The 21,516-nt window shown below is 66.9% G+C and carries 20 protein-coding genes; 5 read left to right on the top strand and 15 right to left on the bottom strand.

The features are described 5' to 3' along the window. Positions 1–12 precede the first annotated feature (12 nt). From OK351_RS09205 to OK351_RS09175, 7 genes are all read right to left on the bottom strand, one after another. A complete protein-coding gene (locus OK351_RS09205; RefSeq protein ID WP_265158167.1) occupies positions 13–1,260 on the bottom strand; it encodes an MFS transporter in 1,248 nt (415 codons plus the stop codon). Positions 1,261–1,274: 14 nt separating this feature from the next. Then, positions 1,275–2,411, bottom strand: coding sequence for an NAD(P)/FAD-dependent oxidoreductase (locus OK351_RS09200; RefSeq protein ID WP_265158164.1), 1,137 nt, complete (start codon positions 2,409–2,411; stop codon positions 1,275–1,277). Continuing rightward, on the bottom strand, positions 2,412–2,729 hold the full coding sequence (locus OK351_RS09195; protein ID WP_265158160.1) for a bifunctional 3-phenylpropionate/cinnamic acid dioxygenase ferredoxin subunit: 318 nt from the start codon (positions 2,727–2,729) through the stop codon (positions 2,412–2,414). Between the two features lie 87 nt (positions 2,730–2,816). Next, complete coding sequence (locus OK351_RS09190; RefSeq protein ID WP_265158157.1) at positions 2,817–3,866, bottom strand: FecCD family ABC transporter permease; 1,050 nt, start codon at positions 3,864–3,866, stop codon at positions 2,817–2,819. Positions 3,867–3,876: 10 nt separating this feature from the next. Then, positions 3,877–4,926, bottom strand: a complete 1,050-nt coding sequence (locus OK351_RS09185; protein ID WP_265158154.1) for a FecCD family ABC transporter permease — start codon at positions 4,924–4,926, stop codon at positions 3,877–3,879. A 7-nt stretch (positions 4,927–4,933) separates the two neighbouring features. After that, positions 4,934–5,788, bottom strand: a complete 855-nt coding sequence (locus OK351_RS09180) for a siderophore-interacting protein (RefSeq protein ID WP_265158151.1) — start codon at positions 5,786–5,788, stop codon at positions 4,934–4,936. Positions 5,789–5,831: 43 nt separating this feature from the next. Then, entirely contained in the window at positions 5,832–6,833 is a 1,002-nt protein-coding gene (locus tag OK351_RS09175; protein ID WP_265158148.1) for an ABC transporter substrate-binding protein, read from the bottom strand. A 164-nt stretch (positions 6,834–6,997) separates the two neighbouring features. On the opposite strand from OK351_RS09175, the gene OK351_RS09170 reads away from it, so the two are divergent. Continuing rightward, a complete protein-coding gene (locus OK351_RS09170) occupies positions 6,998–7,768 on the top strand; it encodes a 4'-phosphopantetheinyl transferase family protein (protein ID WP_265158145.1) in 771 nt (256 codons plus the stop codon). Between the two features lie 416 nt (positions 7,769–8,184). Here the strand turns inward: OK351_RS09170 and OK351_RS09165 are convergent, their stop codons facing one another. Genes OK351_RS09165 through OK351_RS09145 form a run of 5 tightly spaced genes read right to left on the bottom strand, consistent with a single transcriptional unit; the run spans position 8,185 to position 13,958 of the window. Next, positions 8,185–9,267: an ABC transporter ATP-binding protein gene (locus OK351_RS09165; RefSeq protein ID WP_265158142.1), complete on the bottom strand. Its 1,083-nt coding sequence runs from the start codon at positions 9,265–9,267 to the stop codon at positions 8,185–8,187. Further along, positions 9,264–10,331: an ABC transporter ATP-binding protein gene (locus OK351_RS09160; RefSeq protein ID WP_265158139.1), complete on the bottom strand. Its 1,068-nt coding sequence runs from the start codon at positions 10,329–10,331 to the stop codon at positions 9,264–9,266. Before OK351_RS09160 ends, OK351_RS09165 begins: the two co-directional genes overlap by 4 nt. Further along, on the bottom strand, positions 10,328–11,299 hold the full coding sequence (locus OK351_RS09155) for an ABC transporter permease (protein ID WP_265158137.1): 972 nt from the start codon (positions 11,297–11,299) through the stop codon (positions 10,328–10,330). The genes OK351_RS09160 and OK351_RS09155 overlap by 4 nt, the downstream gene beginning before the upstream one ends. A gap of 14 nt (positions 11,300–11,313) precedes the next feature. Further along, positions 11,314–12,321: an ABC transporter permease gene (locus tag OK351_RS09150; RefSeq protein WP_265158134.1), complete on the bottom strand. Its 1,008-nt coding sequence runs from the start codon at positions 12,319–12,321 to the stop codon at positions 11,314–11,316. A 53-nt stretch (positions 12,322–12,374) separates the two neighbouring features. Continuing rightward, the gene (locus OK351_RS09145) at positions 12,375–13,958 is read right to left on the bottom strand and encodes an ABC transporter substrate-binding protein (protein WP_265158131.1); all 1,584 of its coding nucleotides are present in this window, start codon (positions 13,956–13,958) and stop codon (positions 12,375–12,377) included. Between the two features lie 277 nt (positions 13,959–14,235). Here OK351_RS09145 and OK351_RS09140 point away from each other — a divergent pair, with 277 nt between their 5' ends. From OK351_RS09140 to mqo, 4 genes are all read left to right on the top strand, one after another. Next, positions 14,236–15,228, top strand: a complete 993-nt coding sequence (locus OK351_RS09140; RefSeq protein ID WP_265158129.1) for a 2-hydroxyacid dehydrogenase — start codon at positions 14,236–14,238, stop codon at positions 15,226–15,228. A 277-nt stretch (positions 15,229–15,505) separates the two neighbouring features. After that, the gene (locus OK351_RS09135; RefSeq protein ID WP_265158126.1) at positions 15,506–16,639 is read left to right on the top strand and encodes an L-talarate/galactarate dehydratase; all 1,134 of its coding nucleotides are present in this window, start codon (positions 15,506–15,508) and stop codon (positions 16,637–16,639) included. A 65-nt stretch (positions 16,640–16,704) separates the two neighbouring features. Further along, complete coding sequence (locus OK351_RS09130; RefSeq protein WP_265158123.1) at positions 16,705–17,403, top strand: FadR/GntR family transcriptional regulator; 699 nt, start codon at positions 16,705–16,707, stop codon at positions 17,401–17,403. Positions 17,404–17,428: 25 nt separating this feature from the next. After that, positions 17,429–18,907: a malate dehydrogenase (quinone) gene (gene mqo / locus OK351_RS09125; RefSeq protein WP_265158120.1), complete on the top strand. Its 1,479-nt coding sequence runs from the start codon at positions 17,429–17,431 to the stop codon at positions 18,905–18,907. A 71-nt stretch (positions 18,908–18,978) separates the two neighbouring features. Here mqo and OK351_RS09120 read toward each other — a convergent pair whose 3' ends face one another. Genes OK351_RS09120 through OK351_RS09110 form a run of 3 tightly spaced genes read right to left on the bottom strand, consistent with a single transcriptional unit; the run spans position 18,979 to position 21,484 of the window. Then, positions 18,979–19,380 carry a universal stress protein gene (locus OK351_RS09120; RefSeq protein ID WP_265158117.1) on the bottom strand — a complete coding sequence of 134 codons (402 nt, stop codon included), beginning with the start codon at positions 19,378–19,380 and terminating at the stop codon, positions 18,979–18,981. After that, on the bottom strand, positions 19,377–20,906 hold the full coding sequence (locus OK351_RS09115) for a tripartite tricarboxylate transporter permease (RefSeq protein WP_265158114.1): 1,530 nt from the start codon (positions 20,904–20,906) through the stop codon (positions 19,377–19,379). The genes OK351_RS09120 and OK351_RS09115 overlap by 4 nt, the downstream gene beginning before the upstream one ends. Before the next feature lie 26 nt (positions 20,907–20,932). Next, entirely contained in the window at positions 20,933–21,484 is a 552-nt protein-coding gene (locus OK351_RS09110; protein WP_265158111.1) for a tripartite tricarboxylate transporter TctB family protein, read from the bottom strand. Positions 21,485–21,516 lie beyond the last annotated feature (32 nt).

Genomic DNA, 21,516 nt, shown 5'->3' with positions numbered 1-21,516 from the left:
TCGCCGACCCGCCTACGGAACCATCTTGATGCGGTGTACCAGTATTCCACCGGCCAGGGCCACCACGGCAGCGCACATGAACAAGGTCGGGTACCCACCCAGCCAGGTCACCGAGAGCCAGGCGATCAACGGGGCGAAGACCTGGGGCAGGGAGTTGGCAATGTTGATCACGCCCAGGTCCTTGGCCCGCGAATCGGCATGGGGTAGCACCTGGGTCAGCAACGCGTAGTCCACGGCCAGGAACGATCCGAACCCCAGCCCGAGCAGTACCGCGCCGCCGATGGCCACCGGGAAGGAAGGAGCCACGGCCATGACCACGGCGGCCAGGGCCACAATCACCGATGAGATCAGTACATAGCGTTTGCGTTTCCCGTCCCGGTCCGAGAGCCGCCCGGCCACCACGGAGGAGAGGATGACGAACCCGGCATAGATGCTGGAGAGCACCAACACTCCGGCCGCCGGTTGCGGGTGGTGAAGCCCATCCTGCAGGAAGAACAGCAGGTAGACCAGGATCAGCTGGCTGGAGAGGTACAGCAGGAAACGCGTGAGCCAGGCCCACCCGAAGTCCGGGTAGCGCACCGGGTTGATCCAGAAGCCCTTCAGGAACCGGCCCCAGGCGAAGGGTTCACGGACGCTGGCCGGCAGAACCACATCCTGGCGCAGCAGGACAAAGGGCACCGAGCACAGCCCGATGACCACCGCGGCAATGGCATAACCGAAGACCAGGTCGCTGGCGGCCACCATGCCGATTCCGGCACCGATGAGAATGCCCACCGTCTGCCCCAGTGCGATCAATCCGCCCACCGTGCCGCGCTGTTGCACCGGGACCTTGTCCGGTACCACGGCCAGCACCGCCGCCAATGCGGCATTGCCGGCCGCCTGCATCAGGGCCCACCCCAGCACCAGCAGGCCCACGGTTTGCGCCGTGGACATCAACAGCAACGCCAGGGCCCCGCACAGGGTTCCGGCAACGATCCAGGGGATGCGGCGTCCGAATCGCGATGTGGTTCTATCGCTCAGTGCGCCGAACAGGGGGTTGGCCACCATTGAAACGGCGGCCCCCACCCCGGTGACCAGGGACAGCGTGGCGTTCTTCTGCGCCGGGGTGATGGCCTCGGCATGTAATCCCAGTAGAACCTGGATGGGCGCGAAAAATCCCACGTTGATGCCGATATGAACGATCAGGACAGCGGCGATCCACCCGGTGGTGACCCGGGCGCGCGGCGTGCGCAACGCTTCAACGGCGCTGTGAGAATCCATGGGTATGTGTTCCGTTATCGTCTCTGGCCCAGGTCCCGCGGGGAGATCCGCGGATCCTGCAAGGCGCTGAGGGGTGGAGTTGGTCCTTCGTCAATCAATTTTCGCACAGCCTCTCCCATCGTCCCGTCATCGGCCATGGCCGCGGCCACCAGGGTCCCTGCGGCATCCAGGCCGAACGACATGTGGATCTTGTCCTGCCGATTGTGCCGTTCCACGGTGTGCGTGGCGCGGGAGAAATCCCCGACCACCTCGACATGGCTCTCGTGCCGGTCGGTCCAGAACCAGGCGCTCCGGCGCGGCGGGGGTTCGGTTCCCATGATGGTTGCCGCGGCAATTTCCGCGTCCTCGGTGGCCCGTTCCCAATGCCGGTAGGCGCGGTGTCCGTGTTGCCGGGCCGCGTCTCCGACGGCCAGCACCTGTGCTGCGCTGGTGCGCATGTCCCGGTCCACCAGGATTCCGTCATCCGTGGCCAGCCCCAGCCTTCGGGCGACCCGTGTGTTCGGCTCCACGCCGATCGCGGCCACCACGATATCCGCCTCAAGCTCTTCGTCCTGGACCAGGACAGCGTGTTCGGTGATGCGCTGCACCGTACCGGTGATGACCCGGATGCCACCGGTTCGGTGCTCCTCATGCAGCTGGCGGGCCATGGGAGGGCCGAAAACCGCACCGCCTGGCAACTCGTGGTTACCGATCAAGGTGACCATGGCTCCGAGCTGGCGGGCGGCCGCTGCGAACTCGGCCCCGACCAATCCCGCCCCGATCACCACCACCTGGGTGCCAAAGGCCCCGAAAGACAGTTTCCGTGCCAGCGCCTCGGCATCCGCCGCATCGTGGAGCACCTGGGCGTATTCCGCGCCGGGCACCTGCAGCGGCCGGGGTGTGGTCCCGGTGGCCAGGACCAGCCAGTCCTGCGGGGAGTCGGGGATCCCCGGTAGCTGGGCCGCGTGCCCGACCAACTCGATACCGTGCTCCTGGAACCAGCCGTGCTCGGCGAAGTGCACCCGTTCAAGGCTCTTGCTCAACGGGGGCCGGTCGTAGGGCAGCCCCTGGGGGTCGTACAAGGTGATCTGTCCACCGTACCCGGCCCGGACCAGGTGGCGGGCCAGCGAAAAACCGGCGACACCCGCCCCGATGACCTGCACGGTTCCCATCTAGAAGTGCAGCTCCAGCATCCCGTCGACAACCTCGACCTTGTAGGTCCGGGCGTCGACATAGGCCGGCAGGCACAGTACCTTGCCGGTCCTCAGGTCGAACCGTGAGGCATGCAGTGGGCACTCGACTTCGCAGTCCTCGATCCACCCGTCGGAGAGCGAGGCGACTTCATGGGTGCATTCGTCCTGCAAGGCGTAGAAATTGCCGTCCTCGGCATGGAAGATCGCTATGTCTTCGCTGGCCCCGCTCTGTTCCGCTTCGACCCTGAGTGCTTCGCCCTCGGGGATTTGTGCTGCCGGTCCCACCGTGTAACTCACTGATATCTCCTCTGCTCCGTGGATTCTCCTCTTCATCTTGTCACTTTTGGCGACCGGTGACCTATCGGGCAGGTCACGAAGGAAGGTTCAGGAACCGGAACGGGCCTTGCGGGACATGCTCAGCAGCACCCAGGCCAGGAACGGGGCACCGGCCATCGAGGTGACAAGCCCCACCGGCAACGCCACCGGGAACAGGGTCTTGCCCAGCCAGCCGGCGGCCAGCATCAGCACCGCGCCGGTCACTGCGGCCGGACCCGGTTCCGGATGGGTGGCACCAAAGAGGCGCTGGGCGGCCTGCGGGGCGACGAAGGCGATGAATCCCACCGGCCCGGCGATGGCCACCGCGGCCCCGGCGATCAGCACCGAGACCCCCAGCAGTCCCAGGCTCGCGGCCTGCACCCGCACACCGAGGCTGCGGGCCACCTCATCGCCCAGCTGCAGCACGCCCAGCCAGCGGGTGCACAGCACGGTGGCGATGATCCCGCCGGCCAGGATCATGGACCCGGCCGGGGCGATCACCGTCCAGGTGGCCAGCGACAGGCTTCCGGTCAACCAGACCAGCGCACTGTTCAGATCCGGCAGGTCCGCGCGCAAAAGCAGCCAGGACACCCCGGCACCCAGCCCGGCGTTCACGCCCAGACCCACCAGCACCAGCCTGAAGGAACTGAGTTGCCCCTGGAAGGAGAACGTCAGCACAAGCAGCCCGGCCAACAGTGCCCCGGCGGCCGCGGCGATCGGCAACCGCCAGGGTCCGAGCGGCCCCATCGCCGGGATCATGGTGGCCCCCACGATCGAGGCCACGGCCCCGAGGCTGGCCCCGGCGGTCACCCCGATGATGTCGGGGCTGGCCAGCACGTTGCGCAGCACCGCCTGGGTGATTGCCCCGGCAAGCCCGAAACCCACGCCGACCAGGATCGCCGCCGCGGCCCGCGGGCCGCGCAAATCGCGCACCAGGAACAGGGTGCCCTCATCGGCGCTGCCATCGGCCACCGCCAGCCACAGGCGCACGTCGGCGCCCAGGCCCAGGGCATGAGCCAGTAACAGCACCCCGGCCACCGAAAGCACCACCCAGCAGGCCAGCCGGCGCCAGTGGCGGGTACGGCCTAGCGCGGATGGCAGGATTACTGGCCTCGGCACAGTGTCCGGGTTACCTCGGGGCATTGCCGCGACCTCGTTTCAGTGAGCGGGCCAGCAGGATGAAGATCGGCGCGCCGATCACCGAGAGCACGATGCCCACGCTCAGCTCCCCGCTGGCCAGGACCAGACGCCCGACGGTGTCGGCGGCCAGCATCAGGGCCGCGCCCAGCAGCGCGGACACGGCCGCCACCACCGGCAGCCTGGCCCGGGTGATGCGCCGCGCCAGGTGCGGGGCGGCCAGGCCCAGGAATGCGATCGCACCTATGGCGGCGGTGGCCGACCCGGCCAGCAGCACCACGGCCAGCAGCCCGGTAACCCGGTCGCGGACCACGTTGCGGCCCAGGCTTGCGGCCACATCATCTCCCAGCGCCAGCGCATCGAGGCTCGAACTGTTGTGGATGGCCAGCAGCAGGCCGAGCAGCAGCCACGGTGCCACATCCCACAGCACCGAGGTATCCCGGCCGGAGAGCGAACCCACGGTCCAATAGCGGAAACGGTCCATGGTCACCCGGTCCATGAGCACCACCGTGCTGGAGACCGAGTTCAGTGCCCCGGTGACGATCGCCCCGGCCAATACCAGCGAGGTGGCCGCGTCGGTCAGCTTGATCCCGGAGGCCAGGCCGAGCACCAGGCCACCGGCCAGCAGCGCTCCGATGAGCCCGAAGACGGTGTACTGGGCCGGGGAGGACAGGCGCAGCACGCCCAGTGCGAAGACCACCCCGCAAGCGGCCCCGCTGGTCACGCCCAGCAAACCGGGATCGGCCAGCGGGTTGCGGGTGTGCATCTGGCAAAGCGCCCCGGCCAGCCCCAGGGCCGCCCCGCAGACCAGCCCGAGGATGGTGCGTGGTACCCGCAGGTCGAGCACCGCGGCGGTGGCCTCGGGCAGGCTGGCCGAATCCCCGAACAGGTAGGCCAGCACCTGTCGGGGGGCCACCGGCTGCGAGCCGAGGAAGAGGCTGGCGGTGATCGCCGTGCCCAGCACCGCCAGTCCCACGACCAGCGGCACCCCGGCACCGGCCCGGGCCGTGAACCCCACCGGGGTGTGGAGCGTGGTGCCCATCCGGGTGCTAGTTCTCGTCGTGGTGGTGGTCGTGGTCGGCCTGGCCGCGGCGCCAGTACCCGTCCACGTCCCAGTTATCGCGTTCCAGTCCCAGCTCGTTCTTCAGGTAGCGGCGCAGCGGCTTGATCGAGATCGATTCGCCGGCCACCCAGATGAACCCCTCCCCTTCGGGCAGGTCCAGCGAGCGGACCGCGGTGTCCAGCAGATTGGTGGTCCCAGCCGGGCGGCTTCCGCGGTGCAGCCAGCTGACCTGGAGGTCCGCCGGACTGGACAGCTCGATTTCGTCCTGCGCATCCTGCACCTCGATGAAGGCGAAAACCTTCGCCTCGGCGCGCAGCCCGGTGACCCAGCGGGCCAGGGCCGGTAGCGCGGTTTCATCGGCCGCCAGCACATACCAGTCGAAGACGTCCTTGACCCGGAAGGAGCCGCGCGGGCCGAGCACGGCCAACTGGTCGCCGGGCTTGGCGGCACCCGCCCAGCGCCCGGCGATCCCGTGCTCGTGCACCACGAAGTCCAGGTCCATCCAGCCCTCGGCCGGGTTGGCATCCCGGATGGTGTAGTCCCGGCTGGTCATCGTCCGCCCGTCCACCCAGCGGTCATCGCGCACCGTGGGGACCACGGGGTTGCCCTGCCCGTCACGGTCGAAGAACACCTTCACATGGTCCTCAGCCGCCACGGTGCGCAGCGACGTGAGGTCCTCACCGGCCAATCGCAGGCGCACCATGCGCCGGGACAGCCGGGTCACGCTCCGGACTGTGAGCCGGCGCGGGACCAGCGGATGGGTGTAGGTCGCGTTCTTGGCGTTTTCGTTATCGGGCAGGACCGGCTGGCCGGTGAGCGGGTCGTGTGTGGTGATCAGCAAGGGGGTGTGTTCTTTCCTCTGGAGGGTGGACGTGCGAAGGAGGCTACAGCCCCTTGAGGACTTCCTCGATCTGCTCCACGACGCGCAAAGCGGCCCCGTAGTTGTCGGGGAAGAAGTGGGTCAGCCCGGAGGTGTTGCCGGCCTTGACCACATCCAGTGCGCCCCAGGTGGCCTGGCCTTCCAGGATGCCCTGGGCGTCGGAGACGCCGTCGAGGTATTCGGGGTAGAAGAGCACGGTGGCGTCGTTGATCCCGGAGAGCTGTTCGAAGGAAAGGAACACCCCGTTCTCCTGCTCCTCTGAGGCCACGACCTTGGCGGCCGGGGCACCGAGGTCATCGAGTACCTTGCCGATCCAGGAGATCTTCGAGTAGACGGTGACATCCTCGTAGGCGTCGACCGCGGCGAAGGTATTGGCCGCCAGCGCATCGGCGTAGTCGGTGGAGACCTGGCCGACCTTGTCCTCGTAGGCCTGCTTGGCGGCCTCCGCGTCCTGGCCGGCACCCAGTGCGGCGGACATCTGCACGGAGGCGTCGCGGACCGTGGCGGAGCCATTGGAACGGATCAGCACGGTCGGGGCGATGGCGTTGAGCTTGTCGAACTCGGCCTGCTTCTCGGCGCTCAGGTCCTGGGACTCGTCACCGCCGCCGCGCACGAAGCCGATCATCAGATCCGGCTTCAGTTCCACGATCTGCTCGTAGTCCCAGCCGTCCGGGGAGAGGATGATGGGCAACTCGGCGACCGATTCGTAGTCGTTCGGGTTACCGAAGGAGTCGTCGAAGGCGTCCCCGGCGGTGGCGACCGGAACGAACCCGGCCTCGACGCTGGCTACGGTGCCGCCTTCCAGGGCGATGATGCGATACGGCTGGGTGGGGATCGTCACCTCACCGAATGCGGTGTCCACGGTGGTGGTGCCTTCGGCGCCCTGGGCCTGTTCACCCGTCGTGGCGGAGCCGTCGGTGGGGTTGGCTCCGGCGCTGCAGCCGGTGGCCAGCAGGGACAGCGCCAGCACGGCGGCCGCCAGACGGTAACGTGGAGAAATCTTCATGGATCAGCCTTCAGGTGTTGGAGTGCCAGTGTTGTTTTCGGCCGGTATCGCACCACCGAAAAACTTAGCATAGCCTTGCCTTCTTCGAAAACGCTACCCGGGCGCGTGCTTAATGTAGGGTTGCTCCCGACGGCAGCAGACGTACCTTCCCTAGAATTGGCAGGGTGAACGCTTCTCTGACGACTCCCGCCCCAGCCGGGGAACTGCACTACGTGCTGGCCACCCCGGCCGAGGTCGGGCGGGTGGTGGACGGCCTCGGCGGCTACGACGCCCTGCTGGGCCCCGAGGCGCAGCGCGCCGGCCAGTTGAGGAACAAGGATGACGCCCAGGCGCTCCTGGCTTCCCGCGCACTGGTTCGCCTGCTGGTCGCGCACCTGCGCTTCGCGGATGCCGGTCACGCGGACCGGGTGCAGATCACCCGCACCTGCCTGGACTGCGGTCCGGGCGACCACGGCAAACCGGAAACCGACGGATACGCAATATCGCTGTCACGCACCCGCGAACTGGTGGGCGCGGCATTCGGGCCTCGGGGCATCACCCTGGGACTGGATGTCGAGCGAGGCGAGCAACCGGAGCATCCGGGGGTTTTTGCCGGCTTCGACCAGCAGGTCCTCTCCCCCGCCGAACGCGACCTGGTGGCCCGCCACCCCTTCCCCGATCGGACCCGGCTGGCGCTCTGGTCGGCCAAGGAGGCACTGCTGAAGGCCACCGGCAACGGGCTGCGCATCGAACCGGCCTCCCTCCCGGTCCTGTCCCGTACCGGCGGCCAGGCCGACCCCGACGGGCAGTGGCATGCCCTGGATATGCCCGGCGGCCTCAGCCCGCAGCGGCTGTTCCTGTGCTGGATTCATGCCGGAGAAACGCATCTGGCCTCATTGGCCAGCTCCGCCCCCTTGCCGGCCAGCGCCATTGCCCTGCAGGACCTGCTCACATAGCTCGCCAGTAAACCGGCCTGCGGGCCGTCCACAAGTGCCGGCTGCCGGATGCCGGCCTCCAGGGATTCGTACTCCGGTACCTGGACCAGGGTGGGCAGTCAACGGGCACGGAGGGACACGGCGGTGTCTCCGGCAACCAGCGCCCCCACGGGTACCCTGGTCGCTCCGCCCGGCGCCGATCCGGCCCTGCCCGCCTGCCGAATGGAAGCACTACGGCAGCACCGCGGCGAACGGGTCCGCGGCGGGTCCGCAGCAGCAAGATCACGGCGAAGGCCTCGGCCACCGCCTGTTCGGCCATCCCGTCCGCGGTCCGTCTGACGCCCGGGCCCGGTGCCGTTCCCCGCGGCGTGCCAGCGCGACCGTTTCCATCACCGTGAGGGGGCCCAGCGATCCGCAGGGTTCCGCTGCGGTTCGGATCAGTTCCCGGCCGGGACGAGCCCGGCTTCGGCCGCCGAGGCGATCGGGAAATGGCATTCGGTCTGGTGCGGGAACTGCGGCGGACCTGCATCCGGCATCCCCAGGGAGACCAGCCCCGCCTCCTCGCGGGTTTGCGCGGCCGGTCGCTCGGTTCGGCAGATCGCCTGCGCCTTCCAGCACCGGGTGCGGAACCGGCAGCCGCTGGGCGGATCCAGTGGCGAGGGCAGTTCGCCCTGCAGGACGATCCGCTGGGCCGGGCGTTTGGCCGGATCCAGTTTCGGGGAGGCGGACATCAGCGAAGCGGTGTACGGGTGCAGGGGATGATCGAAGACGTCCCGGGTGGTCCCGGTTTCGATGATCCGCCCCAGGTACATCACCGCGACCCGGTCGGTCACATGCCGGACCACCGACAGGTCGTGGGAGATGAAGATGTAGCTCACCCCCAGCTCCCGTTGCAGGTCGTTGAGCAGGTTCAGCACCTGGGCCTGCACCGACAAATCCAGCGCCGACACCGGCTCGTCCAGGATGATCAGGTCCGGGTCCAGGGCCAGCGCCCGGGCGATCCCGATACGCTGGCGCTGTCCGCCGGAAAATTCCTGGGGCGACTTCGCGGCATCGGAGCTGCGCATGCCGACCAGTTCAAGCAGCTCGTTCAGGCGCCTGGCCTTGGCAGCCGCCCCCTTGTAGAGGTCCTTGTGCGTGGCAAACGGCTCGGAGATGATCTGCCCGGCGCTCATCCGCGCGTTCAGCGACGCGAAGGGGTCCTGGAAGACCATCTGCACCCGGCGGCGCCACTTGAGCAGTTCCCTGCCGCGCAGCCCGAAGGGGTCCTGCCCCTCGAAACGCACCGTGCCCGCATCCGGTTGTTCCAGCATCATCAGGGTCCGGGCCAGCGTGGACTTGCCGCACCCGGATTCGCCCACCAGGCCCAGGGTCTCGCCCTTGCGCACCGTCAGGTTGATCCCGTCCAGCGCACGCAGTTCCCTGGTGCCCGCCGCCCCGGCCGAGACATGGAAGGTCTTGGTCAGGTCCTTGACCTCAAGGACGTTGCCGGGCTCTGCACCGGTTTCCTGGGTGTTCACTGGTTCTCCTCCTCGACACTCACCACACCGGTCTGGCTGACCGTTTCCTGCCCGACCCGCTCGGCGAAATGGCAGGCTGCCCGCTGTCGCGGTCCGGTGGGTCGCAACTGCGGTCGTTCATCCCGGCAGATCTGTGCCACCAGCGGGCAGCGGTCCTGGTAGACGCAGCCGGCGGGGATCTTGTTCAGTTCCGGCGGGCTGCCGGGAATCGATGACAGGCCCTGGCCACGCACCGAATCCCCCGGCACCGATTCCAGCAGGCCCTTGGTGTACGGGTGGGTGGGTTCGGCGAAGACCGTTCGCACGCTTCCCTGCTCCACCACATTGCCCGCATACATCACACACACGTCATCGGCTTCCTCGGCCACCACCGACAGGTCGTGGGTGATCAGCACCACCGCCATATCCTCCTCGGATCGCAGCTTGCGTAGCAGCTGCATGATCTGTGCCTGCACGGTGACATCCAGGGCGGTGGTCGGTTCATCGGCGATCAGTAGCCGCGGGCTGAGCGCCACGGCCATGGCGATCAGGATGCGCTGGCGCATCCCGCCGGAGAACTGGTGCGGGTAGGAATTCACCCGGGTTTCCGGCTCCGGGATCCCCACCCGGCGCATCAGGTCGATGGCCTCGGCCTTGGCCTGTTTCCTGCTGGCCCCGCGGTGGATACGGAAGGCCTCCCCCAGTTGGGTGCCGATGGTGTAGACGGGGTTCAGGGCGGTCAACGCGTCCTGGAAGACGATTCCCAGTCCCGGGCCGGCCACCTCCCGGCGCTCCCGCGCCGACATGGTGTTCAGGTCCTTCCCGTCCAGGAAGGCATGCCCGCCGGCCACCGAGGCGACCGGGTCGAGCAACCCGGCGATGGCCTTGGCGGTCATCGACTTGCCGCACCCCGATTCACCGAGCAGGGCCAGGGTCTGCCCACGGCGGGCGGTGAACCCCACCCCGCGCACCACCCGCACGGTGCCCTTGGGGGTCCGGATATCCACATCGAGGTCCCGCACTTCCAGGACCGTCTGGCCGCTGTCGTTCATCACTACATCCGGTTCAAGCAGGTGTGTCATCATTTCGCGTCCTTGATCACTTTCTTGAAGGCCTTGGTGGTGGCCTTATCCAGGGTCAGCCGCCAGCGCTGTGAGGGATCGGTGGCGATGCGCATCCAGGCGGCCAGCATGTTCGCGGCCACGGCGGTGATCACGATGGCCAGGCCGGGCAGGATGGACAGCCACCAGGCGGTTTGCAGGTACTGCCGCCCCTGGGCGACCATCAGCCCCCACGACACATCCGGCGGCTGGATCCCGATGCCCAGGAAGGACAGCGAGGATTCGGCCAGCATCACGAAGCAGAATTCCAGGGTGGCCAGGGTCAGCAGGGTCGGGGTGACCACCGGGATGACATGGCGCACGATAATGGCGTTCGGCCTGGTCCCGAAGGTCCGCGCCGCATCCACGAAGGTGCGTGATTGCAGTTCGGCCGATTCGGCCCGCGCGGTACGCATGTAGATCGGGATCCGGGTAATCGCCAGGATCAGCACGATGTTGGCGGCCGAGGGGCTGAAGACGTACAGCACCACCACGGCCAACAGCAGCGAGGGGAAGGACATGATGATGTCGGCCAGGCGCATCGAGATATTCTCCCGCCGGCCCCGGTGGTATCCGGCCCATACTCCCCACAGCGAGCCGATGACCATGGCCAACAGCACGGCGGGCACCGCCACCATCAGGGTGGTGCGGGTGGCCACCACCATCCGCGCCAGCATGGAACGCCCCAACGAGTCGGAGCCCAGGATGTAGGCCCAGCCGTTGGACGGGTCGAAGGGCGGCTTGTTCATGAACATCAAATCCTGCCTGGTCGCCAGTTCGCCCATCAGTGCCGGCCCGAAGACCGCGGTGAGGGTAACGAAGGTGAGGATCAGCGCGGCCAGTGTGGCGAACCTGTCACGCAGCAGCATCCGCCACATGCTGGGGCGGCCCAACTGCTCGGCCCGTGAACGTTTGGGCTGCGCGGAGGCAGTCCCGGAATGTGTCTGTGTCATGGTTTATCCCTTGGCTACACGCTGGCGCCGGTGGCTGCCGGGTCCTTGATTTCGGTCGGGTTCCCGCGCCGGGCGCTACGCGCCCTGCGGCGTCCGCGGGCCCCGGCACTGGGGCGGACCCGCGGATCGAGCAGGGCGTATCCCAGGTCGATCAGGATGTTCAGGATGAAGATCGCCACCGCGGTCAGCAGCACGCAGGCCTGCAGCACCGCGAAGTCACGCTGCAGGATCGAATCGATCATCAGCTTGCCGATACCCGGCCAGCCGAAGATGGTCTCGACCACCACCGCACCGTTGACCAACCCGACCGTCAGGTCACCTGCCACGGTCAGTCCGGGGGCCGCGGCGTTACGCAGGGCGTGGGAGCCGACCACCCGGTACTGGGTGGCCCCCTTGGAGCGGGCCAGCTTGATATAGGGTTCGGACAGCGAGGAGACCATGGCCCCGCGGATCACCTGGACCAGTGCCCCGAAGGGACGCATGACCAGGGTGGCGACCGGCAGCACCCAGGCCGCGGCCCCGGCCACCCCGGAGGTGGGAACCCACCCCAGGGTGATCGCGAAGACCCAGATCCCCACGATCGCCAACCAGAAGTCGGGGATCGAGGCGGCGGTCATGGACAGGAAACTGGCGAAACGGTCCAGGATCCCGTTGGGCTTCAGCGCGGCGGCGGAACCGACAAACACCGCCAACACGATCGCGATGGCCATGGTCATTCCCGCCAGCTGCAGGGTGGCAGGGAAGGCGCGTAACGCCATGTCAGCCGCATCCTGGCCGGTGCGCATCGAGGTACCGAAGTCCAGGCGCAGGATGCCCCCGAAGTACCGGCCCATCTGGATCCACAGTGGCTGGTCCAGGCCGTTGCGCACCACGAAGTCCTCGCGCATCGCCTCGGTGGCGTTCAGCGGCAGGTACAGGCTGGCGGGGTTTCCGGTCAGCCGGGCCAGGGCGAAGACCCCGACCACCACGACTACCAGTGGCAGCGCGGAGGAGATGATCCTTTTACGCAGGTAGGTAAGCATGTGACTGTGTGCTTTCGGTTCGAATCGTCATTATCGGTTCCACGGCGCCGGATCTACTGGGCCGGAGTCACTTCGGACAACCGCAGTTCGTCGCCCGAGGCCGAGTTCGGCTCGTAGTCCACAGCGGCGGAGATGCCGAGCATGCCGGTCTGGTGGGAGATGTGGGCGAACTGGACGACTTCCTCGTTCTGGTAACCGAAGATCTCCTCGTAGGCGGCCTGGCGTTCGTCCCCGGTCAGGGTCGAGGCCTCCTTGATCATCGAGTCCAGTTCCTCGGTGCCGAAGGCCGACTGGGCCCCGGTGGTGGTCATGTACTGCTCAACGGTGAATGCGGCGTCACCGGCCTGGTTGCCGTGCTGGATCATCAGCATGATCGCGCCATCGTCATCGGTGGGGAACGGACGCACCTGGTAGATCAGGTGCTGGCTGGTTTCCAGCATCTGCAGGTTCACGTTCAGCCCGGCCTGGGTCAGCTGTTCCTGGATGACCTGGGCCAGTTCCTCGATCTTCGGGAACTGGGCGGTGCGTACGATCAGGTTGATCGGCGCCGTGACATCGGCCCCGTCGGCCTTGGCCTCCTCCACCAGTTCCTTGGCCTTTTCCGGATCGTAGTCCCACACCGGCAGGTCCGCGTCGTGGCCCACGATACCCTCGGGAACCAGCTGCGCGGCGGCCAGATCGCGGCCACCATACAGTGCCTGGACGATCGATTCCTGGTCCACGGCGTAGTTCACGGCCTGGCGCACCCGGATGTCATCGAAGGGCGCGGTGTCCGCGTGCATGCGCAGGGCCACGGTTTCGTTATTGGGGTAGGAGACCCCCAGATCCCCGATATTGTCCTCCGGGCTCAGCCCGGTGGCGATCTCGGCCTCACCGGAGGTGATCATGGCGGCCCGGACACTGCCTTCGGATCGCCACTGGTAGTTGGCCTTTTCGAAGGCCGGGGCTTCTCCCCAGTAGTCGGCGAAGGCCGAGGCGTTGATATGTTGCCCGGCCTGCCATTCGTCCAGCTGGTAGGGGCCGGTACCGATGGGTTCACGCACCTTTTCGGTACTGGAGGTCTCGGCGGGAACCACCTCCAGGAAGGACAGGCGCAAGGGCAGGATCGGATCCGCGGAGGGTGCGGTGACTTCCAGGGTGAAGTCGTCAACCACGTTCAGTTCCAGGTCGTCATCGCCGAAGACATAGCCCTCGACATTGCATCCGAGATCCGAGTTCACCGCGCGATCGATGGTGGCCGCGGCATCCTCGGCCGTGAAGTCCGAGCCGTCATGGAATTTCACCCCTTCGCGCAGTGTCAGCCTCCAGGTGGTGTCGTCCTCGCTGCTCCATTCGGTGGCAAGTTTCGGTTCCAGCTCGCCGGTGGTCGGGTTGCGTTCGATCAACGGTTCGGTGATCGTCGAACGCACGACCACCCCGGTGCTGGTCAGGTTCGATTCGCAGGCTTCCAGGGTGGGTGGTTCCTGTTGCAACACAATGCGCAGGGTGTCACCCACACCGGAGGCCGTGTCACCGCCGGCGTTTTCGGAGTTGGAGACCGAGCAGCCGGCCAGTGCGGTGGTGCCGACCAGAGCCGTCACGGCCACGGCCAGCGAGAGTCGGCGGCTGCGCTTGATGGGAGTGTGTGGATTGGACATCGTTGTTTCCTCCGGAGTGACGAGTGGGTGCAAAGGGGGCCGGGAGGGATACCGGCCAGGTCATGTATCCCACAGCTTGTTCCCTCGCCTCCGGCAGCGTCAAGGGAAAAAGCACGCGTGGAACCGGCCGGAAAACCGTTCGGGGACGAGCGGGGAACAACACCAAATGTGACTTCCGCTACATTCCGCGGCAGACGGGCAACCCATACCCCAAGGGCATTGATCCATGCAATCTGCATGTTGGACGTGAATCCATCAACCTCCCTACGATTCAGGTATGAGCACCGATACCTCTGCGTCCGCGCGACGCAATACGAACCCCATCAGCGCCCGGCAGATCGTGCGTGTGGGCCCGGTCAACCCGACCGTGACCCGGGTCCTGGCCGAGGACTACGGTACCCTGGTGCTGCCAGGCGACCCGGCCGAGCGGCAGGCCTTCCTCTCCGAGCACGGGCCAACGATCCGGCTGGCCGTCTGCTCGGGCAAGATCGGCGTGGACACCGCACTGATGGGCCAACTGCCGAACCTGGAAGCCATCATCAACTTCGGTGTCGGTTATGACGCCACCGATGTCGCCCAGGCCGCCGAGCGCGGCATCCCGATCAGCAATACCCCCGATGTGCTCACCGACTGCGTGGCCGATACCGCGCTGGGCCTGTACCTGATGACTCTGCGCTCCCTGGGGGCCGCCGAACGATTCGTACGCCGGGGCAGCTGGGCCGGCGGCGAGAACTTTGCCCTGACCACGCGGGCCAGCGGGAAGAAGGTGGGCATCCTCGGTCTCGGGCGGATCGGCCAGGCCATCGCCACACGCCTGGAGGCCTTCGGGTGCGACATCCACTATCACAACCGCAACGCCAAGCCCGGGGTGTCCTACACCTACCATCCCAGCGCCGCGGAACTGGCCGCGCACACCGATGTGCTGGTGATCGCCGCGGCCGGCGGGCCGGAGTCGGCCGGGCTGGTTGACGCCACGGTACTGCGCAATGTCGGCCCCGAGGGGTTCGTGGTCAATATCGCCCGCGGCAGTGTCATCGACGAGCCCGCGTTGGTGGCGGCCCTGGCATCGAACACCATCGCCGGGGCCGGGCTGGATGTCTTCGCCCACGAGCCGCAGGTTCCCGCCGACCTGCTGGAGCTGGATAACGTGGTGTTGCTACCGCACCTGGGCAGCGGAACCAGGGAAACCCGCGCCGATATGGCCAACGTGGTCCTGGAGAACCTGCGTTCCTATCTCAAGGACGGCACGCTCATCACCCCGGTCTCGTAATCCCACCCTCCCCCTGGACGATCCGGCCAGGGGGAGTTGTGCTGCCAGGCGCAACTCCCCCGCAGGGGAACCAGCGGGCGAGGATCCCCGGCTTGGCCGCCACCCGGGCGACGCGCGTCCCGCCTTCGCGACATTCCATCCGGGGCGAGGTGGCGAATCACCACCTTGCACCCAACCCCGGACAAATTCTCCACCCTGAAACCACTTGTACTATAAGTTATCTACTTATACGATAAGTACATCAGGAATTCTTCCGACCACCCCGCAAGGAGCCACCGTGAGCTACACCCCGGATGCCATCCGCCACGTCAAGCTGTCCACCGCCCGCCTGCCGCTGGCAACCCCGATATCCGATGCCAAGGTCTTCACCGGCCGGCAGAAGCCGATGACCGAGGTGGTCTTCCTTTTCGCCGAGATCACCACGGAACAGGGACATGAAGGACTGGGGTTCTCCTACTCGAAGCGCGCCGGTGGCCCGGCCCAGTACGCCCATGCCAAGGAAGTCGCCGAAACCATGATCGGCGAGGACCCCAACGACATCGCCAAGCTGTACACCAAGCTGTTGTGGGCCGGGGCCTCGGTGGGACGCTCCGGAGTGGCCACCCAGGCCCTGGCCGCCCTGGATATCGCGCTCTACGACCTGAAGTCCAAACGGGCCGGCCTGCCGCTGGCCAAGTTCCTCGGGGCCCACCGGGACTCGGTGCGCACCTACAACACCTCCGGCGGGTTCCTCAACGCTTCCATCGAGGAGGTCAAGGAACGCGCCAGCCAGTCCATCGCGGACGGCATCGGGGGCATCAAGATCAAGGTCGGGCTGCCCGATAGTGCCGAGGACCTGCGCCGCGTGGCCGCCGTGCGCGAACATATCGGGGCGGACTTCCCGCTGATGGTGGATGCCAACCAGCAGTGGGACCGCGCCACCGCGCTGCGCATGGGTCGCAAGCTGGAGGAATTCGACCTGGTCTGGATCGAGGAGCCACTGGATGCCTATGACGCCGAGGGTCACGCGGCACTGACCGCGGCACTGGACACCCCGATCGCCACCGGTGAGATGCTCGCCTCGGTGGCCGAACACGAACGCCTGATCGCCGCCCGCGCCTGCGACATCATCCAGCCCGACGCACCACGCGTCGGCGGCATCACCCAGTTCCTGCGCCTGGCCACCCTGGCCGACCAAGCCGGGCTGGATCTGGCCCCGCACTTCGCCATGGAAATCCACCTGCATCTGGCCGCCACCTACCCGCGCGAACCATGGGTGGAGCACTTCGACTGGCTGGACCCGCTGTTCAACGAACGCCTGGAAACCAGGGACGGGCGCATGATCGTCCCGAACCGTCCCGGGCTCGGTTTCAGCTTCAGCGAACAGGCCCGGGCCTGGACCACCGATACCGTGGAATTCGGCCGCGTCTAGGAACAGGCCACGTGATGCCGGGGCGCCTCGTGCGGCCCGGCATCTATCCTTGGAGAATGGCACCCATGAAACCGAACCTGACCACCACCCTGGTCCAGTACCTGAGGGAACAGATCAGCAGTGGTCGGATCGCTCCGGGAGAGAAGCTGCCCAGCGAAAACACCCTGATCGCAGAGCAAGGGGTCTCGCGCACCGTAGTGCGCGAAGCACTGACCCGGTTGCAGGCCGAAGGGCTGGTGCACACCCGCCGCGGAGCGGGAAGTTTCGCGTTGACTCCCCCCGCCCGCGACGAATCCGGCCGTCCACCGATGCCCCGCACGCTGGCCGAGCGCCGACAACTGATCGAGTTCCGCATGGGCTTCGAATCCCAGGCCGCCGCCCTCGCCGCCTCGCACCATCCGGCCGCCGCCCTGGCCGAACTCGATTCGGCCCTCGCCGCCTTTCGCGCCGCCGGCCCGCATGCTTCCCGGGCCATGAGTTGCGACTACGACTTCCATCTGGCAGTCGCCCGGGCCAGCGGCAACCGGTACCTGGTACAGGCTGTCGAGCAGTTCGGCCCGGCGATGATCGCCATGCCCCGTGAACGTTTCGAGCTCAGCGATGACGCGGCGGATCCCCGCCTTGGACAGGTCGCCGCCGAACACGAAACCATCCGCAATGCCATTGCCGCCACCGATCCGCTGGCCGCCGCCGCGGCCATGCGTGTGCATCTGGCCAACTCGCTGCACCGTCTGGAGCATGAGACCGGCGAGCGGTCCTCCTAAACCCGCTAATCCGAAAGAGGGCACCATGTCCCAGCAGCACCTTCCCCTGGACGTACTGGTGGTGGGTGCCGGTATCATCGGCAGCACCACGGCCAACCTGCTCGCCGAGCTGCAACCCGACTGGAAGATCGGCGTGGTTGAGGCGCTGGAGTCGGCGGGACTGGAAAGCTCCAACGGCTGGCACAATGCCGGAACCGGTCATGCGGGCCTGTGCGAATTCAACTACACCCCGGCCGCCGCGGATGGCTCGGTGGATCCGGCCGCCGCCGTGCAGGTGCACGAACAGTTCCTGGTCTCCACCCAGTACTGGGCCTACCTGTGCGCCTCCGGACGGCTCGGTGCGGCCCGGGATTTCATCCGCAGCGTCCCGCACGGGTCCTTCGCCCACAGCGCCCCGTGGGTCAAGATGCTCAGGACCCGGTATGCCTCCCTCGGCGAACACCCGCTCTTCGCCGACATGCAGTACTCCGAGAATCCGGCGATCCTGCGCCAGTGGTATCCGCTGATGTTCCAGGAACGTCCCCCGGGCGCCCCGGTGGCCGCGACCTATAGCCCCTCGGGCACCGATGTGGACTTCGGCACCCTCAGCGTCCGGCTGCTGGAGGACGCCCGCCGCCGTGGGGTGTCGGTACGCACCGGCACCCGGGTTCATTCGCTCAAACGCCAGGCCAATGGGCTATGGGCGGCCTACCTGGAGACCCCCACGGGGGCCACCGAACGCCTGGAGGCCAGGTTCGTCTGCGTCGCCGCCGGTGGCGGAACCCTGCCGTTGCTGCAAGGGGCGGGGATGGACGAGGTGCGCACCTCCGGGGGGTTCCCGATCAGCGGCCTGTTCCTGCGCACCGGCAACCCGCGGCTGGTGGCCGCGCACCGGGCCAAGGTCTACAGCCATCCCGCGCCCGGGGCACCACCGCTGTCCATGCCACACCTGGATTTACGGGTCATGGACGGCACCGAGTACCTCATGTTCGGCCCATTCGGGGCCTTTTCCCCGCGGTTCCTGACCCGCGGCAGGCTCACCGACCTGCCTGCCTCGGTGAACCGGCACAACATCCGGACACTGCTCGGGGCAGCCAGGAACGGCACCGACCTGCTGCGTTTCTTCCTCGGCGAGTTACTGCGCACACCGGGCAGCAGGTTCACGGAATTACGGACCTTCGTCCCCGCGGCACGCACGGAGGACTGGGAGCTGATCCGTGCCGGACAGCGCGTACAACTGGTCACCGAGGTGCAGGGACAAGGGAAGATCGCGGGCTTCGGAACCCAGGTCGTGATCGACCGGCAAGGAACCCTGGCCGGGGTGCTGGGCGCCTCACCGGGCGCCTCGGCCTCGGTTTCGGTCGTCCTGGATCTGCTGGCCCGGGCATTTCCCGCACGGGTCGACACCTGGCTGGAGCAGCTGCGCCGCGCCATGCCCCAGCTGCGCAAACCCCTGGATACCGACCGGCAGGCACTGGATCATGTCCGGAAACAGGTCGCCGCGTCCCTGCGGCTCAACTGGTAACCCCGGAAGTACAAGGACCAGGGTCCGCACCACCTGTGTGGTGCGGACCCTGGTCCTCTGGGGTCGGCGGCTCAGAAACCCGACTCGGCCTTGATGGCAAGCACCGGGTGTTCGGCCTGAAGCAGGATCCGCTGGGCATGGGAACCCATGATGAACTTGCCCACCTGGGAGCGCTGCCGCAGGCCGATGACGATCAGCGAGACCTCATGTTCATCGGCCAGCCGCAGGAACTCCTCGGTGAGATCATCGCGGTATACCGAGTCCAGGATCCGTGCCTGGATTCCCGCGGCCTCGGTGGCCTGCAGCACGCGTTCCAACTCCTCGGGTGAAGCGACATTCTTGTCCACCAGCGACCCTTCACGGGCCGAGTTGACGATCAGCAGTTCCTCGTTGCGCAGCCTGGCTTCGCTGATCGCCGCAGAGAGGGCGGCTTCGCCGACCTTGGTGGGGACATATCCGACGATGATACTCATGCGTTTTCCTTTTCCTTGGCGCCGGCTGCCGATGCCAGCCGTGTTTTACGCTTTTCGATGCCGGAACGGATGATCGGCAGGAGGGCAACGAAGACGAACAGCACCAGCAGGGTCGCGGAGATCGGCCGGGTGAAGAAACCGAACGGGTCGCCTTCCAGCACCAGCAGCGAGCGGCGCAGGTTCGATTCAAGCAGGCTTCCCAGCACGAAGGCCAGCACCAGCGGCCCGGGTTCGAAACCGAACTTCTTCATCAGGTAGCCCACCATGCCGAAGAGCACCACCAGCATCACATCGAACATCGAGTTGCGGATGGTGTAGGCACCCAGCAGGGTGATCAATGCGGTAATCGGTGCGAGGATCGCGGCGCGGATGCGCAGGATCCGCACGAATACGCCGATCAACGGGATCGACATGATCAGCAACAGGATGTTGCCGATGTACATCGAGTTCACCACACCCCAGAACAGCTGCGGATCGTTGCTGATCAGCTGCGGTCCGGGGGTGACTCCCTGGATGAGCAGGGCCCCGAAGATGATCGCCATGGTGGCGTTGGCGGGGATACCCAGGGTCAGCAGCGGGATGAACGAGCTGGTCGCCGCGGCGTTGTTCGCGGTTTCCGGTCCGGCCACGCCCTCGATGGCGCCCTTGCCGAAGCGTGAGGGGTCCTTGGCGGTCTTCTTCTCCATGGCGTAGGAGGCCAGCGAGGAGATCGTTGCCCCGCCACCGGGCAGGATGCCCAGGAAGAAGCCGAGGACCGAGCCGCGGCCGATCGCGCCGGATGCCTGCTTCAGGTCCTGGCGTTTGGGCCAGACATTGGATACCGCCAGCGGGGCCGAGGCCGCGCGATGGCGTTCCTCCAGGTTGTAGAGGATCTCGCCCACACCGAAGAGTCCCATCGCGATGGGTACGAAGTCGATGCCGTCGGCCAGCGACAGGTTGCCGAAGGTGAACCGCTCGGCGCCGGTGAAGATATCGCGTCCCACGGTGGCCAGGAACAGGCCGAAGGCCGCGGCGATCACCGCCTTGATTTTCGATCCCCCGGAGATGGTGGCCACCAGCAGGATGCCCAGCAACGCCAGCGCCGTGTATTCCGGCGGCCCGAAGTCCAGGGCGAACCCGGCCACCAACGGGGCCAGGAAGGTCAGACCGATGATGGCGACCGTACCGCCGATGAACGAGCCGATGGCGGCAATGCCCAGGGCCGTACCGGCCCGGCCCTGCTTGGCCATGACATAACCGTCGAAGACGGTCACCACGGAGCTGGCCTCCCCCGGCAGCCGCAAGAGCACCGAGGTGATGGTGCCACCATACTGGGCACCATAGAAGATCCCGGCGAGCATGATGATCGCGGTGACCGGTTCCACGCCGTAGGTCAGCGGAAGCAGGATCGCAATGGTCGCTGCCGGCCCCAGCCCGGGCAGCACACCGATGAGCATGCCGATGACCACGCCCAGCAGGCAGTACAACAGATTTGTGGGGTCCAATACGACGGTGAAGCCGTCCAGGACCGGTCCGAAGAATTCCATACGGATTTTCCTTTAGGGTCTGCGGCCTAGAACAACCGCGGAATCGAGGTGCCCAGGGCGGCAATGAAGATGGCGTAGAAGGCGGCGACAATCAGGATCGAGTAGACCGTGGCTGAGCGCCAACGCTCCCCACCCAGCCAACGCATCCATACGAAGCACAGCAGCAGGGCCGGGATCTCGAAACCGATGACGGGCATCAGCAGCACCATCACGATCAGCGTGCCGAAGCCGATCGCGGCATACCAGCTCATCCGGGTGAACTTCTCACCGTCCTGGCCGCCGTGGCGCCCGACGATGATCTGCACGATGGACAGGACCGTGACGATCAGGCTGATGACAAAGGGCCACATTCCCGGCTTCGGGGACGCCGGGGTTCCCAGCCCCAATCCCGTGGACATGACCAGCCCGGCCGCACCTAGTGCGAGCACCACCAGGCAGGCCGCCAGGTTGGCGATCGGGCCGGCCGGGTCCGGGGCCTCGGCGTCCCACTGGGCAGCCAGTTCCTCGGGGGTCAGTGCCTCAAGTTCCTCGGGTAGTTCCGGTTCGGGCACCCCGGGTGCGGTTTTGTGAGCTTGCATGATTGTTATCCTTTATGACTCGCACGCAACGG

This window comes from Glutamicibacter sp. MNS18 (genome assembly GCF_026107515.2).
Lineage (GTDB): Bacteria > Actinomycetota > Actinomycetes > Actinomycetales > Micrococcaceae > Glutamicibacter.
Note: the sequence above shows the minus strand (reverse complement) of the source record. Positions and strands in the feature narration are given on the sequence as shown.